The sequence below is a fragment of the Rahnella ecdela genome (assembly GCF_019049625.1).
Taxonomy (GTDB): Bacteria; Pseudomonadota; Gammaproteobacteria; order Enterobacterales; family Enterobacteriaceae; genus Rahnella; species Rahnella ecdela.
Genome location: NZ_JAFMOY010000091.1, coordinates 1 through 15,502 on the forward strand (window position 1 = coordinate 1; position 15,502 = coordinate 15,502).

A 15,502-nucleotide genomic window follows, 5' to 3' on the forward strand; every position below is an offset into this window, starting at 1 on the left:
GCAAAAACCGTTTGCACTCGGGTGCAAAAATTAACATAATCCCAACATTGCTTTTGTATGGACTTTTTTTATCGTGCTTAACTGCGGGAATGTGCAATGAGAGGAGTTTCTTTTCGTCGGCGTTTAACGTTCAATATCAGACCTGTATCTCTGACACTAAAATCAGACTAATGACGAAAGAAACCAAAGCGCCAAAACCTTCGAAAGCCACGGCCAGCGATGTCGCCGAACTGGCGGGCGTGTCGAAATGGACGGTGTCCCGGGCGTTTACTCCCGGCGCATCAGTCTCCGACAAAGCGCAAAAAAAAGTGCTGGCGGCCGCCGAAGCGCTCGGTTATCGCCCTAACCTGCTGGCCCGCAGCTTGACCAAGAAAAGTACGCATATCATTGGCGTCGCCATTGATGAGCTGAAAAACCCGCATTCGATGATGGTTCTCGATACGGTAACGAAAGCATTACAAACCCGCGGTTATATGGCGTTGCTGCTCAACATCACCGAGGGCGAAAATTATCAGGCCGTGATTACGATGGCCGATCAGTTGCAGGTTGATGGCATTTTGTTTTTAGGTAACGTGCTGACCGCCCAGCTTTACGATGTCGCTCACGCCCTGCATCACATCCCGCTGGTGCAGGTGTGTCGTAACAGTGAGGACCACCGCGGTGTCGATATTGTGAATATTGATGGTTATCAGGCCGGTCGCGAGATCGCAGAGCTGTTTCTCGCGCAGGGTTACCAGCGGTTTGGCTACATGAAAGGTCCGGATCTCGGCTCTAACCACCTGCTGCGTATGGAAGGGTTTCGGGACGGGCTGGTGGCAAAAGGCGCGACGCTGAATGTCATGATGGTCGCCGGGCATTATGATCGCAACGCAGCGTATAAGCAGATCACCGAGTACTGGCAGGCAACGCCTCGCGGAGAGTGTATTGACGCGATGTTTTGTGAGAACGATATTCTGGCCATTGGCGTGCTCGAAGCGCTGATTGAGCGGGATCAGCAGCACAGTATGGGCGTCATCGGCTTCGACGATATTGACGAGGCCAGTTCACCGGTCTGGCAGCTGACATCGTACCGTCAGCCAAGGGAAAAACTGATCGCCGAAGCGCTGAACCGGCTGATTGATGATAACCCGGCTCCCGATGGCGACTGGCGTCATGGGGAACTGATTATCAGGCAGTCACACCTGAAGAAGTAACAGAACAAACACTGTTTCGGATCAGGATACTAAAATCTGACCGGAACAGTGATAACAATAAAACATAATTGTGCATTTGAACTATTTATTCATTCTTAAAATAAAATACCGGGGAAACACCTCTCAGGGTTTCCTTCCTTAATATTTATCCTCTGGCGATAAATCATCAGCTTAATCATGTTTTTTAACAGGATCGGTTTTCTGTTGCCGCTCCGCAGGGATCCGCTTGCCTGAAATAAGCGGTTTATAAAAGCAGTTAATAAAATGTCGTGCTATTGAAGGATATATTGATGAACCGAAGAGAAGCGCTCTTTTCACTGAGTTCACTGGTCGCCACCCTGACCGTGGTACCCAAACTCAGTGCGAAAGAAATGCACAATGTCCCGCTGGAAACACAGCTGACAAAAGATGTGTTGCCCGTCCCTGCCCTGCAAGGCGGCTATCAGGTATTAACCAACGAGACCGACCGCAAAAATCTGGCGGCTATTTTTGACCGGCTGATCCCTGCCGACGATCACGGTCCTTCCGCCAGTGAAGAAGGCTGCATAGAATTCATCGACAGCCAGCTCGCAGGCGACTACGGTGCAGGATCCGCGCTGTATCTGGTCGGCCCGCTGCGTCCGGAGAATGAAGAGAAACTGATGGGCAGCCCGCAATTTCTTTCCTCTCCGCGTGAGCGCTATATGACCGGACTGGAAGCCCTCGAAGCCTGGTCGCAGACTCACCACCACGCCTCCTTTTTTAGCCTGAATGCTGATCAGATCGACGCATTTCTGACTGATATGGAAGCCGGGAAAATGAATCTCGGTGCGGATGTCAACAGTCAGGCATTTTTTGAATTAATGCTGCAAAACGTTCGTGAAGGTTATTTATCCGACCCGCTCTATGGCGGCAATAAAACCATGGCCGGATGGAAAATGATTGGCTTCCCTGGCGCCCGTTATGACTACCGTCAATATATTGACCGTCGCGGTGAAGATTTAAAATTAATTCCCGTCAGCCTGATCCCGAACGATTAATTGCGGAGCAATAAGATGTCAGAAATAAGAAATAAAACCGACGTGGTGATCGTCGGATTAGGCTGGGCGGGTTCCGTCATGGCAGAAGAACTGACCCGCGCCGGACTGAACGTTGTGGCGATTGAACGCGGTGCATGGCGCGATACGTCCACGGATTTCCCGGTGGCTATCGATCCGGACGAGTTACGCTGGCACACCCGTCGTCAGATCCTGCAACCGATGAGTGTGGAAACCACCACTTTCCGTAACAACAGTAGTCAGGACGCCGCACCGGTGCGTAACTGGTCTGCCTTTCAGTATGGCTGGAATGTCGGCGGGGCAGGCACCCACTGGGCAGGTATGTCGTGGCGTTTCCTGCCGTGGGATTTCCAGGCAGCGACCCTGACCCGTGAACGCTACGGCGCAGAGAAGCTCAAAGGCTTACAGGTTCAAGACTGGGGCATTACTTACGACGAAATGCAGCCGTATTACGATCGTTTTGAGCGCATCGCGGGCACTTCCGGTATCGCCGGAAACCTCAACGGTCAGCCGCAGAACGGTGGCAATATTTTCGAAGGGCCGCGTTCGCGCGATTACCCGACGCCGCCGTTAAAAGACACGCACTGGATGCGTAAATACCGCGAGACCACGGAAAAAATGGGCTATCACCCATTCACTATCCCGGCCGGTAATATCTCGCAGGCGTACGTCAATCCGCTTGGCGTCACCATGGGGCCTTGCACGTATTGCGGTTTCTGTGATTTCCACGGTTGTGGCAACTTCTCCAAATCCTCGCCGCAGGCCTGTATTTTGCCCGCACTGATGCGGCGCCCGAACTTTTCCGTGCTGACCGATACCGAAGTTTTACAGGTGGTCAAACACGACGACGGCAAGACCGCTAAAGGCGTACGTTTCATCACCAAAGAAGGCGTTGAAGGTTTCCAGCCTGCGGACGTGGTGTGCATCACCGCTTACCAGATGGATAACGTGCGCATGATGCTGCTCTCGAAAATCGGTGAACCGTACGACCCGAAAACAGGCCACGGCACGGTCGGACGCAACTACAGCTATCAGACCTGCGCGACCGTCACGGGCTTCTTTGATGGCGAACGGATGAACCCGTTTATCGGCGGCGGTGCGCTGGCGGTGCAGATTGACGACTTCAACGGCGATAACTTTGATCACAGCAATCTCGATTTCATCGGCGGTGCCGGGATCATGGGATTCTCCACCGATGGCCGCCCTATCCAGCATATGGATGCGCTGCGTCCGGGCACGAAACGCTGGGGCAGTGAGTGGAAAGCCGGATACGCGCGCGATTACCAGACCGCCGCCACCATTTTCTGTCAGGGCACCTCAATGCCGGTGCGTGAAGCCTATCTCGATCTCGATCCGGTTTATAAAGACCGTCACGGACAACCGTTGTTGCGCCTCACCTTCGACTGGAATAAAAACGACGTCAACATGTCGAGATATATCATTGATCATGCGAAAAAAATCATGTTGGAAACTGGCGGGAAATACATTACGTCCGAAAACCAGACTGATAAAAGCTGGAACCCGTATCAGCAGGACAGCTCGCACACCATCGGTGGCGCAGTGATGGGCGCGGATCCGACCACGTCAGCGTTGAATACCTATCTGCAAAGCTGGGATGTGCATAACGTCTTTGTGGTCGGCGCTTCCGCCTTCCCTAACAATGGTGGTTACAACCCGACGATCACCGTTGGCGCACTGGCAATTCGCGCCGCTCAGGCGATCCACCAGACTTACATCAAAAATCCGGCTCCTCTGGTGAAGGCATAAATCATGAGTACAAAAAAGAAAATTGCTTACAGCGTGGCGGCGCTGGCCGTTGTCGCCGGGATCGCCGCCTTTGGCCGTCTGTGGGAAGTCATGGACAGCTCACGATCTCAGGTCGCGGATGACACGACCCGGCTGGCGGATTTCCACAGCACCGACAGCGCGGCGATTAAACGCGGCGAATACGCCATGCGTCTCGGTGACTGCGCGGCCTGCCATGAATCGAGCTTTGCGGGCGGGTACAAAATCAGTACACCTTTCGGTGAGTTGCAGACGTCGAACATTACGCCGGACCGCGAAACCGGTATCGGCAACATGACCGAACGTGATTTCTTCAACGCAGTGCGTCAGGGACGTGGCAACCACGGCTTCCTCTATCCGGCAATGCCTTACACCGCTTATACCAAAATGAGCGACGCAGATATGCACGATCTGTGGGCGTATATGTCGACGATGAAGCCGGTGAAACATAAAGTCGATGAAAACGGCGGCATGGCATTCCCGTACAACATTCGTCTCGCGATGCTGGGCTGGAACTTCCTGTTCTTCGATAACAAGGGTTTCACACCGGATGGCGGAAAAACTGCCGCTGACGACAACATGGACATGATCAACCGCGGCAAATACATCGTCGACGGACCGGCGCACTGCAACGTCTGCCACACCGAACGCAACGCGCTCGGCGGCGAAGTCAGCGGCCGTTATTTGCAGGGTGGCAGCCTCGGCGCGTGGTACGCACCGGACATTACGCAAAATCCGCACACCGGCATCGGTGACTGGAGCAGCGAGGATATCGCGCTATACCTGAAAACCGGTTCCAACGGCAAAAGCGTCGCAGCAGGTCCGATGGCCGAAGCGGTTGAACATTCCACGCAATACTTCAGTGACAATGATGCACTGGCCGTCGCGGCGTATCTCAAAACGCTGCCGTCTTCGGGCAAAACTGCGCCACAGGCTTTTGCCCTGAGCGCCGCCAGCAAAGACCAGGGCGCGCTGACGTATGAAGTAAACTGCTCGGCCTGTCACGGTATGAAAGGTGAAGGCATCACCGGCATGGTGCCTGCTTTTGCGGGTAACAATGCCATGCAAAACGATCCGACCAATATGATCAACGCCATGCTCAATGGCGCGCGTGCGCCACATACCGCAGAGCGTCAGACTGCGGCGGGTATGCCGTCGTTTGCGTGGAAACTGGATGACAGCCAGATTGCCGGGATCCTGAATTACGTGCGCAATTCCTGGGGGAATCAGGCCGGTGAAGTCACCGCCGAAAACGTCGCCAGCCTGCGTAAGTTGACGGGTGCGGCAGATAAACTACAGACTAACAAACCGTAAATTGTACGCAGGGGCGGAATGGTGGCTGCCCCTTTTTAACAGGAGAACATCATGAATATCAGAGGAATCGAACATATCGGGCTGACGGTCTCCGACCTAAACGAGGCAGAACAGTTTTTCATTAATGCTCTGGATGCCAGCGTGTTGTACCGGATCGTCCCGCCCGGTGAAGCAGATAAAGAAATTCCGGGCAGACAGATGCACCCGTTGAATGACTTCTCGCCGGAACTGAATCTGACCGGGCTGGTGATGCTGCGTCTCGCCAACGGCTGTAACGTCGAACTGTTTGAAACCCGGCCAGTCACGGAAAATGGTCAGTCCAACATCAGCCAGTATGGCCTTAATCATTTCTCAGTGTACGTGGATGATATTCGCCAGGCTGGCGAATGTTTACAGCAACACGGTGCCACGATGTTTGCAGGCCCGACTGACTGCTTTGCGCAGGAAGAAGGCGCTGGTAATCAGACCTGGTTTTGCCGCACCCCGTTTGGCCTGCTGATCGAACTGATTTCCCTGCCCTCGGCGCTGAATTATGACGAAGTCGCCACTGAGAAACGCTGGTTGCCCGAGCCTCGTGAAAAGAGAGACGTTGGTTGGCTCCCCGCGGTTAATACCGGCGAATAATTAGCCTCTTCATCCTGATGCCAGTCTAACATTTCCGATTAATCCCCAGGTCGCTGCCCGGTCTGTTTTCCGGGACCATATCAGACTACGTATTTACCTGCTCCCTAATTGATTAATAGACCGTGGTGTTGGCCATATAGGCTTCTGATACAGGGCTGCTGTTGCAGCCCTGACAACGTTGGACTTCAATCGACTCAGAGATCTCTAACGCATCATCGACTTCAATGCCCAGATAACGGACTGTGCTTCCCAGTTTCCTATGGCCCAACAGAAGTTGGAACACCCGGAGATTCTTGGTCTTCTTGTATATCAGGAAAGGTTTTGTTCTTCTCATGAAATGTGTGCTGTACAGTGAATCTTCGAGACCAAGCTTTGCTATCCACCCATGAAAATACGGTTGTATTACCGGGTTGAAATGTGTTGGCAAGAACCGACCCGAGATTGGAACAAGTAGTCTTTACGGTGCAGATTGCCCAGCTTTATTAGCGCTGCCCCCTGCTTGACTTGTCCGTTTGATTATCCCAAATTGGACGGGACTAGCGGTTTTCTGTTGTAACACCCTTGTTCTGCTCGAAACAGAACGGCCATTTGCAACATCTGATACTTTGAGTTTTACCAATTCACGGCCCCTAAGTTTACTGTCTAAAGCCATGTTGAACAGGGCTAGATCGCGTGTTTTTCCTTCCAGTTAAAGTCTGATTCGGCTCCCCCAGACATGAGATATCTGAAGCGGTCTTTTTTGTCCGATGATACAATTTTTGTTCCACGGCGAGGTGTTCATACTCAAACCTCCAGCAATGTAGGAGATTTAAGTATGATTGCCCCTCATGAGCGAATAGCTGTCATCGGGAATAGTTTTCAATAATGATCAGAGCTAATTGAGCAGAACTGGATACTCACAATATGCTTTGCCTGGACATGCACCCCTTCAAATGCTGACAAATTTCTTCACTAACATCAAAAATGCAATCTAAGTGTTTACTGCGCTCAATAATCATACTACGTAAATTCGGGTTACCACATCCTTCTACAAATTCTGACATTTGCCTTGCATCAAATAACTCGTCCTTTTCTGCAATCAGAACAGTTACAGGTAATGGCAATGCTGCAATTTGCCTTGCAGGTTGACGCGGCGTCAAAGCATTCGCCATATTCACGCTGTATCGCTGAACGAATTCAGGCCTTAATAGCATAACTTCATTGGGGAAATTAAGAGTAACTGCATAACTGTCACCACATAGTAATCCCATACTGAGCGCATTGAGTATGAAAGGCCACTTGCTCACCGACGCGAATGGAACCATTGCTCTTCTGAAAATTTTAGCTGGCGCAAAAGGCCCAAACTCTGGCGCAATTAAAATCAGGCTGTCACTTTTTTGGGAGGGTGTGAAGCGTGTAAAGTAATTGATCAACATTCCCCCTCCGCTTGAATGACCAAGCAGATGGATTCTGGCGCTGGGGAACTTTACACGCACATGCTCAAGAACAGTGTCGATATCCAGCCAGACCTGCTTAGGATTAGAAACCCTTCCTTTATAACCCAATGAGCGCCCGTGCCCACGGATGTCTATGAGGCATGTACAAATAGCTCCACGATGACTTATCTGGTGAGCAAGGATATCGTAACCAGCATCTGAGTTGACTCCCCCACCGTGGTAAACGATAAGAACATCCTCGACTACGCTTGTGGGTTCAAAGATGCGAATGTTTAATCCGGCTATCAAATATTCAGCCACATTTTTAGCATGTGGTAATAAAGAACTGAATTTCTTATGGCGGTCATTAAAATTGATGAAATCAATCACGTCCAAAATTCCATGCGGATGAAGATCGCTATCCATAAATGTATTGCGCAAAGTATGCACTATTTTTTTCTTTACAACTCATACTGAGCGGATTTTCTACAAAAAAAACTTCTTCCCAACTCCTTTGTTGGACGGATCTTCATCGTCCGCTCCAGGCACAGAACGGACAAGCTGACTGAGTCAAAGGTCCGCTGTGAGCGAGGAGCGGAAGTTCACCCATAGGGGTAATACTAACATCGCCATGGGGAAATAAACGGGGAGCAGGTCAGATAGCACATGCCCCCTTGTTTGTCTGTAGAACGAATAAAGCCTATCGGTTTCTCATGGCGCTGATTGCGGCATCAAGTGATACGACCGACTCCACGATAATTCTTACTGTGGCGCGGTCGAACTCGTGATCCCGCTGAGAATCGTGGACGCCGCTGTTCAGATATCCCCATTCAATGCTGGAACCGCTGACGCCCAGCAACCTCTCTAACGCTGCAACTGCAGCCGATGCTCCGGAATATTGCCCAGCTATACGATTAACGGCCGATTTTAATTTAGAGCATTTGTTATTCAGCTCCCAAGGGGATCGAGGCCCACTGAGCTTGATTTCAATTCGCCCGTCTCCACGATTGCCCATCCACGACCAGAGGTTGTCGGTTAGACTTTCCAGTGCAGGGCGTGACTGACGTAGCGCTTCACGTTTTTCATCTCCATCCAGCGCCTGCTGCGCCAGCAGGACGTAGTTCTTCGTCGGCGGATTGCTGTCTACCCGAAGTTCGTGTTCCCCTGCGTGCGGCAGGAATTTGTAGCGCTTGATCGTGCCAGCTCGTGCTGCACCCAGCTCCTGTTGAATGCGGATAAGAAACTCTTCAGCATGCGAGGTCAGGATTATCTGCTTGTCGTCCAGCAGTCCGTCCTCAAAAAATGTACGCCAGATGCCGTCCCGGTGCTCATCGTCAATTGCATTAACCACATCATCAAAAATGACGACTGGACAACCCTGAACGATATTCTTGGCCAAGAGTATGGCGAGCCCTAGGCACTTGATGTGCCCTTCACTGAAAATAATCAACGCATCGTAACGAATGCCAGGTTCACCTATGAATTCGACTTCAATCTTGCTGTTTTCAGCAACCGGCAGGCAGGTACAGTGCGTGCAACAGATCGCCTGGTGCATCGCTTCGGTTAAATGCATTATAAAGGCTTCGGGCCTGCTCCCCCAATCCCTGCAGCAATATGCCCGGTAACGCTGCCATGTAACGCTGAAGTTCTGGCAGGAAGCCATCGTATGCCGCTTTAATGCGTTGATTTAATTGTATGAGGGGTTCTTCTGCCGCAATGGCTTCAAGCAGTTCCCGGTTATTTTCGTTAAATTGGTTCACCGTAGCTTGGGATGCAGCCATTTCAACGTCGGCAGCCCTGCGCTGCGTACGGAGCCTTTCTATTTCAAACCGAAACTGAATCAGGCGGTCACGCTCCTGAGTCAGCGCAGTGCGTTGATCCAGTATAGCGCGGGACTGTGCGTCGACTTGCTCAATCGCTGACGCAATGTTCAGAAGCGCTCTCCATGCCTGACGGTCTTCGACAATCCAGCTCTCAAACCATGCGCCAACTGATGCTGAAGGCAAGACAGGAAGTGATGCAGCCTGAAGCGTTTCCGGACATGCAGTGATCGCGGCCGTTACAGTGCGTCGCATTTCTTCCCAAAGTTGACGGACAGACTCGGTGAGCTCTGCTCGTAATGATTGCTCTCGTCTCTGTAATTCAGCCAGCTGTGCCAGAGCTTCCAGCCCCGCGCGCGCGCGCGCAAAAGGATCTTCTGCTACGGCATTGAGCGAAGTGCCGCAGGCAGGGCAGGTAGTCGCATCAACCGCAAAGGCTTGTACCGCCTCATAGAGTTTTGCAAAAGAAACCTCGGTCGCCCTCGTCCCAAGCTCTCTTGAAGCTTCTTGCCAGATCGCCTGCAACCGGTATGCTTCATTGAGTAGTGTTTCTAGTTGGGACTGCGTGATCCCATATACTGGCGGCGGCACCGCATCAAGTAGAGCCTGAACGTATGGTTGACGCCCTTGCTGAAGAGGCGTGCCTTCCAGCCATTCAACGCATGCCTGATAGGTCGCACCAGGAGACATACGCTGGGCAAGGGCATTTTCCTGCAATTCAATATCAATGATTTTCTGCGGGTGGGCCGCAATCGCCTGTTCTGACGAGGCGACCTGCTGTCTTCGTTCAACCAGTTGCGCAGCCATTGGGCCTGTAAGCATCAAATCGGGATCAAGAGAGGGGTTGAACCCACGGACAAATTCACTGAACTGTTCGACACCAAACAACGTTGCGATAAGCTGTCTCTGGTCGCCCGGGGTTCTCGCGGCAATGCGTGCAAAGTCATCCAGCCGGTTCTTCTCAATGAAACAAAACCGATACTCAGATTCATCAGACTGGACGGGCTGGGGGGCGTGAGCTTCACCCGCAAGAAGCACTGGCGCATCGTGTCGACCAATACGTGCATTGTTGCAATACAGCCTTTGTTCAACACGCTTTAATTGCGCTTCGCTGATAGATCCCAACATCGCTATTTCGAGGGCTTCAAAGAAGCTGCTTTTACCGGTGCCGTTTGCACCATAAATCAGCGTGATATCGTGGGTCAGGTCAAAGATCTCCTGCCGCATGAATCCACGGAATGGTCCAACCTCAAGCCGATGTAAGCGGCCAAGGCGAGCTCCAACTTCAGGTGCATCAGAATTGCCGTCGTAAGCAACGGGCATGTCTGCCATTTGCCTGACGGATAGAGGGGCAAGACGCACTGAGCGTCCACGGCGAGCCGTGCCAACCTCAGCGAGAGGTTGTAGGTGACGGGATATCAGATGTGCAAGCCGCCGGACGTCGTCAGGTACGTCCTGCTGAGAGAGTTGTATGAGAAATCGGTGATACTCCGAAAGAATGCTTGCCATGTAATCTCCTTTACAAAGTCAGACGCTGCAGGCGCGTCCCTCAGGTCATCATTATCGTTTGGCGCTAACTCGCGCATAGGATATTAAAGTTTTTCGTCATGTAATGCTGAAACGTCTCAACGACAGAGCCGGGATCTGATTAGCGCATAAAAAGTATCGGCACTGTTTTTCAAATTGTTATGGCCCCCTTCGGTTCACCGATAAACTGAGTCGTAAGCTTGACTGAGCATACCAGCATACCAGCAAGCCAGTAAGCTTCCCCGAAACGCTATGAGATGCGTTTCTGGCCTAGCAGCTAGGGTCTAAACAAGCCACTGTAATCGACGTTAAAAGCTCAATGCTGATTTTTTCCGCCTTGTTTGGGCGTTTTAGGGTAATGCATGGCCGCTGTGAGCGAAGAGCAGAAGTCCGTAGTTGAGTCACCATGAATCTTGCTAACAATGCCGTATGTCAAGCAACTGGGAACAGGTCAACCATGGTCTGGCTAAAGTGGATCGGTAATATGCAAATTTATTTAGGTAGAAGTAATAAAAAGATCAACGGAATTCTATAATGTCTGTTGTTGCCTAAGGGCGGTTCCTTGAACCGCCTGCGATTTGGCTACGGTAGACTTATTGAGAATTTGCAGATCACCATGGCGAAGGTCGTCGGTGCCAGCTACGGGGAAAGGGAGATCATCTTGTTCGTAAATATTGACTTCGACAATCAATCGGCAGTTGCCAGTATTTCGTTAGAAGGTTGGGCTCAGCCGCTTGTCGAATTCCTCGCACGGTATTTTACCATCCACAAAGACATGCTTCATCTGGACTACTCCCACCTATCAACTGAGAACCCTAGTGTTACGGTTACGAATTGGCTATGTAGTTCGCAAACTGAGCGTGAGCACTTTGTGATCGAATTCGAGAACGCGGCACAGCAGGGGCAGATAGCGCTGACCTTAAAAATTCTCGGACACGGATCCACGGGGATCGAGAAATCGTGCTCTATCTTGGACCAAAATTCTTACCGGTGCGCCCAGGATACCTTCAGGGATGGCATACTTAATGGCGATCCCCCGGCGTTACGCGAAACCATTGTAGCGGAAATCGAGCCACGTGCTATTTGGGTTGAATGGTTGCTCGCTGACCGTTCATATTCTCGGTATAAATATTTGGACGATCAGCAGATCATGAAGGCGTTGGTGGTCAATACGTCCGAGGAGGATTGCATCTATGTTCTTCAACTAGTCGACCCTCGTCAGGGAAGGAATAATTGGGCTTTCGATCAACTGGTCCAGCAGTATTGGCAGCGTGTATGCGACTACCTGGAAAAAAATATCGACATGTCGTCGGACTATTCAAGCAACAGAAGGCCTGAGCTCGTCTTCTCTCTATTTGCGAATTCGCCGACAGTGCAGGCGTCCCGGTGGGTCTGTGAACAGGTTTTTGAACGAGCCGATCCGGCAGTTTTTCCTGAGCTAATCCAACATTGCTGCGCGATCTTGCCGGAGGATGTACGTAATTTGTTCCTGCGCTGGAACATCCGTTCGAAGAAAGAGAAGAAAGACAATATCAAGGGGTGCGTTGCCAAAGCCTTCTCGAGGCTTGCTACATTGTACGTGGACACTATACCCTCGGACCTCGCGCTTGCGGCGGCTTGGCACGAGTTTGGAGACCCAGCTCGGTCTAGCCAGCAAAGCGTCGCTGCCAGCCTCAGAGAATTGCCATCTCTGGCGTGGGATCGAGAATCGCTGTGGACACAACTAGGCCCGGCCGCCCGCGAGGCCTGGCGACAGGATCTGTTCGATCAGGTGAATGAGGAACCTGAATTAGCCCAGGGGCTCCTCAATTTTGCTTGCCTTTGGCTCGAGCAGACGGCATTCGCCGAAGTCGAGCCAGTGCTTTTGCGATTGATGGATGACGAGGAACATCTGGCGTTTGCGAATCGGCTTGTCAGCACTGATGTAAGGCAACTGCAACTGAGGTGCAAGGGACTACTGCGGTCCAAGCAGGGTGCACTGGACCTAGAGGGGCCGGTAGGCCGGGGCGAGGGAGCCACTGAGTTGCCTAGCGTAGGAGCACAAACTTGGCTGAGCGACCCTTCCGTGGAGCAAGTCATCTATAGGGCGCTTAGCCAGATTGAGGAACAATTTTGTCGCGAATATTCGGAGACCTGGGGAGAGGACGAGGAGGCCCATACGGCGCGCCTCCTGACTCTGACGAAGGAGGCGATTGGCAACGTGAGCAGCCAGTTGCGCCAACTCTCGGTTACGACGCGGGCGAGGTATCCGAGCCTGACAGTGAAGGTGCGTCAACCCAGCAAGCGGGAGGAAGGGGCGAACACACCAGCCGGTGCTCCGCTGGGGGCAGACGTGCTGTTCCTGAGCCGTATCGTGGAAAAGGGGGAAACAGTGATTCAGCGTGCGACCCTTATGCAGGTGAAAAAGCGCAGAGGCACTGATTCGGGGCGGGGTTTCAGTTCGACGGTAGGCATCGACCTGAAGCAGTGCGAGGACATACTCAAGCAGTCAGAACACGCCTACTATCTGTTCGCGACTCCGGCCTCGCCTCGCCCGGTTCTCTGGGTTGCCCCAGCGCGGCTCGTTAGGAATTTGACCCAGTTGCACACGAGCAAAACCTCGGTTTTGGCGATGCAGGTGCGGGACGCCAGCTGCTCCTACGCGGATTTTTTTCTGCACGAGCTTGTTGGCCTGTGGGCTGGCGACGAGCATGAGGACATCATCGCCGTCGCCAACGGCGATCCTCGGCTTGGGCGAACACCTCGCCACATTGTTGAAATCGAGGTTCGCCGCCAATCTGATTAATGCTTCGGGGAGAAATTCATGCTCCAACTGGACTGACCCCGCCCCGTTGATTGCCACAGATTGTTCTCATTAACGTCCGCTCCTGGCACACAGCAGACAAACACGTGACGCTGAAGGTCTGCTGTGAGCGATGAGCGGACATTGGCGAAGAAGAGAATGGGAGCATGGTATCACCCAGCAGTCTCGTTTAAGACTTCATAGAAAAGCCACTTACGTGGCTTTGAGTTGAGTTCCTGGTTCTGGCTCCTTTATCCCGGAGGGCGCAAGCCTAGCATTCGCTACCAGCATGAGCCGATTAAGATACTTGTCTATACAGTCGGGATGGTGCCGCCATCTATCACATATTCAGTGCCGGTGATGGCGGCAGCATAAGATGACGCGAGGAAGGCAATGAGATTAGCCACCTCAATGGGTTTTGAAGGGCGCCCCAGCGGAATACCCCCGAGTGCCTTCATGATGATCTGCTTACCGCCTTCGTAATCCGTTCCAGCCTGCTGCGCCAGTCGTTCCGCCATTGCCACCGAAGCTTCGGTTTCTATCCAGCCGGGCGCGACGCGAATCACCCGAACTCCCTTTGGCGATACCTCTTTCGACAGGCTTTTGCTGTACGCTGACAGCGCCGCTTTCGCTGCCGCGTAGCCGGTAGTTGATTCCGGCAACGGCAGTTCACGCTGGATAGAAGTGACGTGAATGATCACCCCGCCTCCCTGCACCAGCATCCCTGGCAACAGCGCGCGATCTAAACGTACCGCGGGTAACAGATTAAGATTGAGTTCCTGTTGCCACTCCTCTTCGCCCAACGCCGCAAATCCACCTCCGGGTGAGGTAGAACCGCCCGCCACATGGATGATGATGTCGACTCCTCCCAGGTGGGCCTGAACGGCCTCCGCTACTGAGGCACACCCTTTGACCGTGGTCAGGTCCGACGCCACGAAGGCGTCTGCAATACATTCCGTGGGCGCGTGGCGCGCGGTTGTTAACACCCTGGCTCCCTGCTGTTTTAACAGCCCGACCACCGCTTTACCGACGCCTTTGGTACCCGCAGTAACCAGCACGCGTTTACCCTGGAAATCAAGATCCAATGACATTAGAGAATCTCCAGGGTGTTGATCTTGTCGCCGATCAGGCCGAAAGAATGATTAAGCTTTACCGGGCTACCGGGAAAGTTACCGACGACGTTCGAAGTGACCGTCACCCGGTCGCCTTCGTTAAGAACCTTAATGGGCTCAACGCTGTAGTCAAACGTGGCCTGCGCGGCACGTTGCCATGCCGCGATCGCCACGTGGCCCTGATGGGTTTTATTTTCGTCGGTTACGACGGCATCGACGGTAAAACAATCCTTAACTCTGGCGATATCTGCACCATTGCTGATAGAGAAATAGGTAGAAATAGCGTGCGGTAATGTGAATGACATGGCTCAGTACTCCCGTTATTTACAGTACTGTTATATTCAACATAGACTGTGAAATTGACAAGTACGCACGAAAAAGTGAGTGACTGAATTATGAGTAAGTTATATAACCCGGAATCTGCCGCCACAGGTGTGGAACATGTCCTGCGCCTGCTGGAAGGTCGCTGGAAATTGATCATTCTTTTTCATCTTTTTGACGGGAAGATACAGCGCTATTCAGATTTTGAAAAACTGATCCCCGGCATTTCGCAGAAGATGCTGGCGCAGCAACTGAGACAGCTGGAAGCCGACGGGATCGTGTCGCGGACGGTGTATCCCCAGGTGCCGCCGAAAGTGGAATATCGACTCACTGAATGGGGGCAAGCGCTGTGCCCTGCTCTCGATGCAATGCTGAAATGGGCGGAAAAACGCGAGGTTTAACCAGCCAAAAGCTTAGTCGATGGAGACTTTATCGACGTCTGCTTCTGGCTGTGAGTTCAACGGGTCGACGCAACGCTATCCTTAAACAAGGGGGACGTTGCCATGAAACGAAGAACGCGCATTTACTACACGCCAGAACAGAAAGCGATTATCTGGGACAGGTATAAGCAA

The 15,502-nt window shown here is 52.3% G+C and carries 12 protein-coding genes and 1 pseudogene; 7 read left to right on the forward strand and 6 right to left on the reverse strand.

Annotated elements, in window-relative coordinates:
• Positions 1-170: 170 nt before the first annotated feature.
• The 5 genes from J1784_RS00925 to J1784_RS00945 all read left to right on the forward strand — a co-directional run bounded on the left by J1784_RS00925 (position 171) and on the right by J1784_RS00945 (position 5,953).
• Positions 171-1,193 (forward strand): LacI family DNA-binding transcriptional regulator, encoded by a 1,023-nt coding sequence (locus J1784_RS00925; protein ID WP_119825041.1) that lies wholly within the window; start codon positions 171-173, stop codon positions 1,191-1,193.
• Positions 1,194-1,483: 290 nt separating this feature from the next.
• Positions 1,484-2,212, forward strand: coding sequence for a gluconate 2-dehydrogenase subunit 3 family protein (locus J1784_RS00930; RefSeq protein ID WP_119825039.1), 729 nt, complete (start codon positions 1,484-1,486; stop codon positions 2,210-2,212).
• A 15-nt stretch (positions 2,213-2,227) separates the two neighbouring features.
• Complete coding sequence (locus J1784_RS00935; protein WP_217147668.1) at positions 2,228-3,997, forward strand: GMC family oxidoreductase; 1,770 nt, start codon at positions 2,228-2,230, stop codon at positions 3,995-3,997.
• A gap of 3 nt (positions 3,998-4,000) precedes the next feature.
• A complete protein-coding gene (locus J1784_RS00940; protein ID WP_217147669.1) occupies positions 4,001-5,329 on the forward strand; it encodes a cytochrome c in 1,329 nt (442 codons plus the stop codon).
• A 51-nt stretch (positions 5,330-5,380) separates the two neighbouring features.
• On the forward strand, positions 5,381-5,953 hold the full coding sequence (locus tag J1784_RS00945) for a VOC family protein (RefSeq protein WP_119825033.1): 573 nt from the start codon (positions 5,381-5,383) through the stop codon (positions 5,951-5,953).
• Positions 5,954-6,134: 181 nt separating this feature from the next.
• Here J1784_RS00945 and J1784_RS00950 read toward each other — a convergent pair.
• The 4 genes and pseudogenes from J1784_RS00950 to J1784_RS00960 form a co-directional block, all read right to left on the reverse strand.
• A pseudogene (locus tag J1784_RS00950) lies at positions 6,135-6,734 on the reverse strand (tyrosine-type recombinase/integrase); the annotation flags it as partial.
• Between the two features lie 115 nt (positions 6,735-6,849).
• Positions 6,850-7,794, reverse strand: coding sequence for an alpha/beta fold hydrolase (locus J1784_RS00955; protein ID WP_238485329.1), 945 nt, complete (start codon positions 7,792-7,794; stop codon positions 6,850-6,852).
• A gap of 274 nt (positions 7,795-8,068) precedes the next feature.
• Complete coding sequence (locus tag J1784_RS26970) at positions 8,069-8,941, reverse strand: hypothetical protein (protein ID WP_238485330.1); 873 nt, start codon at positions 8,939-8,941, stop codon at positions 8,069-8,071.
• Complete coding sequence (locus J1784_RS00960) at positions 8,874-10,697, reverse strand: ATP-binding protein (RefSeq protein ID WP_238485331.1); 1,824 nt, start codon at positions 10,695-10,697, stop codon at positions 8,874-8,876. The genes J1784_RS26970 and J1784_RS00960 overlap by 68 nt, the downstream gene beginning before the upstream one ends.
• A 580-nt stretch (positions 10,698-11,277) precedes the next feature.
• Between J1784_RS00960 and J1784_RS00965 the strand changes: the two genes are divergently transcribed.
• Complete coding sequence (locus tag J1784_RS00965) at positions 11,278-13,500, forward strand: hypothetical protein (protein ID WP_238485332.1); 2,223 nt, start codon at positions 11,278-11,280, stop codon at positions 13,498-13,500.
• Positions 13,501-13,808: 308 nt separating this feature from the next.
• On the opposite strand, the gene J1784_RS00970 is transcribed toward J1784_RS00965, so the two are convergent.
• Together J1784_RS00970 and J1784_RS00975 are read right to left on the reverse strand one after the other, a co-directional pair.
• The gene (locus tag J1784_RS00970; RefSeq protein ID WP_145602937.1) at positions 13,809-14,588 is read right to left on the reverse strand and encodes an SDR family oxidoreductase; all 780 of its coding nucleotides are present in this window, start codon (positions 14,586-14,588) and stop codon (positions 13,809-13,811) included.
• A complete protein-coding gene (locus tag J1784_RS00975) occupies positions 14,588-14,914 on the reverse strand; it encodes a nuclear transport factor 2 family protein (protein ID WP_042569630.1) in 327 nt (108 codons plus the stop codon). The genes J1784_RS00970 and J1784_RS00975 overlap by 1 nt, the downstream gene beginning before the upstream one ends.
• Positions 14,915-15,004: 90 nt before the next feature.
• Here J1784_RS00975 and J1784_RS00980 point away from each other — a divergent pair, with 90 nt between their 5' ends.
• The gene (locus J1784_RS00980; protein ID WP_112152208.1) at positions 15,005-15,331 is read left to right on the forward strand and encodes a winged helix-turn-helix transcriptional regulator; all 327 of its coding nucleotides are present in this window, start codon (positions 15,005-15,007) and stop codon (positions 15,329-15,331) included.
• Positions 15,332-15,502: the final 171 nt, after the last annotated feature.

Excerpts from the sequence above, each read along its gene's own strand:
- J1784_RS00960 (WP_238485331.1), bottom strand. The coding sequence starts at position 10,697 with ATGGCAAGCATTCTTTCGGAGTATCACCGATTTCTCATACAACTCTCT.
- J1784_RS00930 (WP_119825039.1), top strand. The coding sequence starts at position 1,484 with ATGAACCGAAGAGAAGCGCTCTTTTCACTGAGTTCACTGGTCGCCACC.
- J1784_RS00935 (WP_217147668.1), top strand. The coding sequence starts at position 2,228 with ATGTCAGAAATAAGAAATAAAACCGACGTGGTGATCGTCGGATTAGGC.
- J1784_RS00980 (WP_112152208.1), top strand. The coding sequence starts at position 15,005 with ATGAGTAAGTTATATAACCCGGAATCTGCCGCCACAGGTGTGGAACAT.
- J1784_RS00925 (WP_119825041.1), top strand. The coding sequence starts at position 171 with ATGACGAAAGAAACCAAAGCGCCAAAACCTTCGAAAGCCACGGCCAGC.
- J1784_RS00940 (WP_217147669.1), top strand. The coding sequence starts at position 4,001 with ATGAGTACAAAAAAGAAAATTGCTTACAGCGTGGCGGCGCTGGCCGTT.
- J1784_RS00955 (WP_238485329.1), bottom strand. The coding sequence starts at position 7,794 with ATGGATAGCGATCTTCATCCGCATGGAATTTTGGACGTGATTGATTTC.
- J1784_RS26970 (WP_238485330.1), bottom strand. The coding sequence starts at position 8,941 with ATGCATTTAACCGAAGCGATGCACCAGGCGATCTGTTGCACGCACTGT.
- J1784_RS00970 (WP_145602937.1), bottom strand. The coding sequence starts at position 14,588 with ATGTCATTGGATCTTGATTTCCAGGGTAAACGCGTGCTGGTTACTGCG.
- J1784_RS00975 (WP_042569630.1), bottom strand. The coding sequence starts at position 14,914 with ATGTCATTCACATTACCGCACGCTATTTCTACCTATTTCTCTATCAGC.
- J1784_RS00945 (WP_119825033.1), top strand. The coding sequence starts at position 5,381 with ATGAATATCAGAGGAATCGAACATATCGGGCTGACGGTCTCCGACCTA.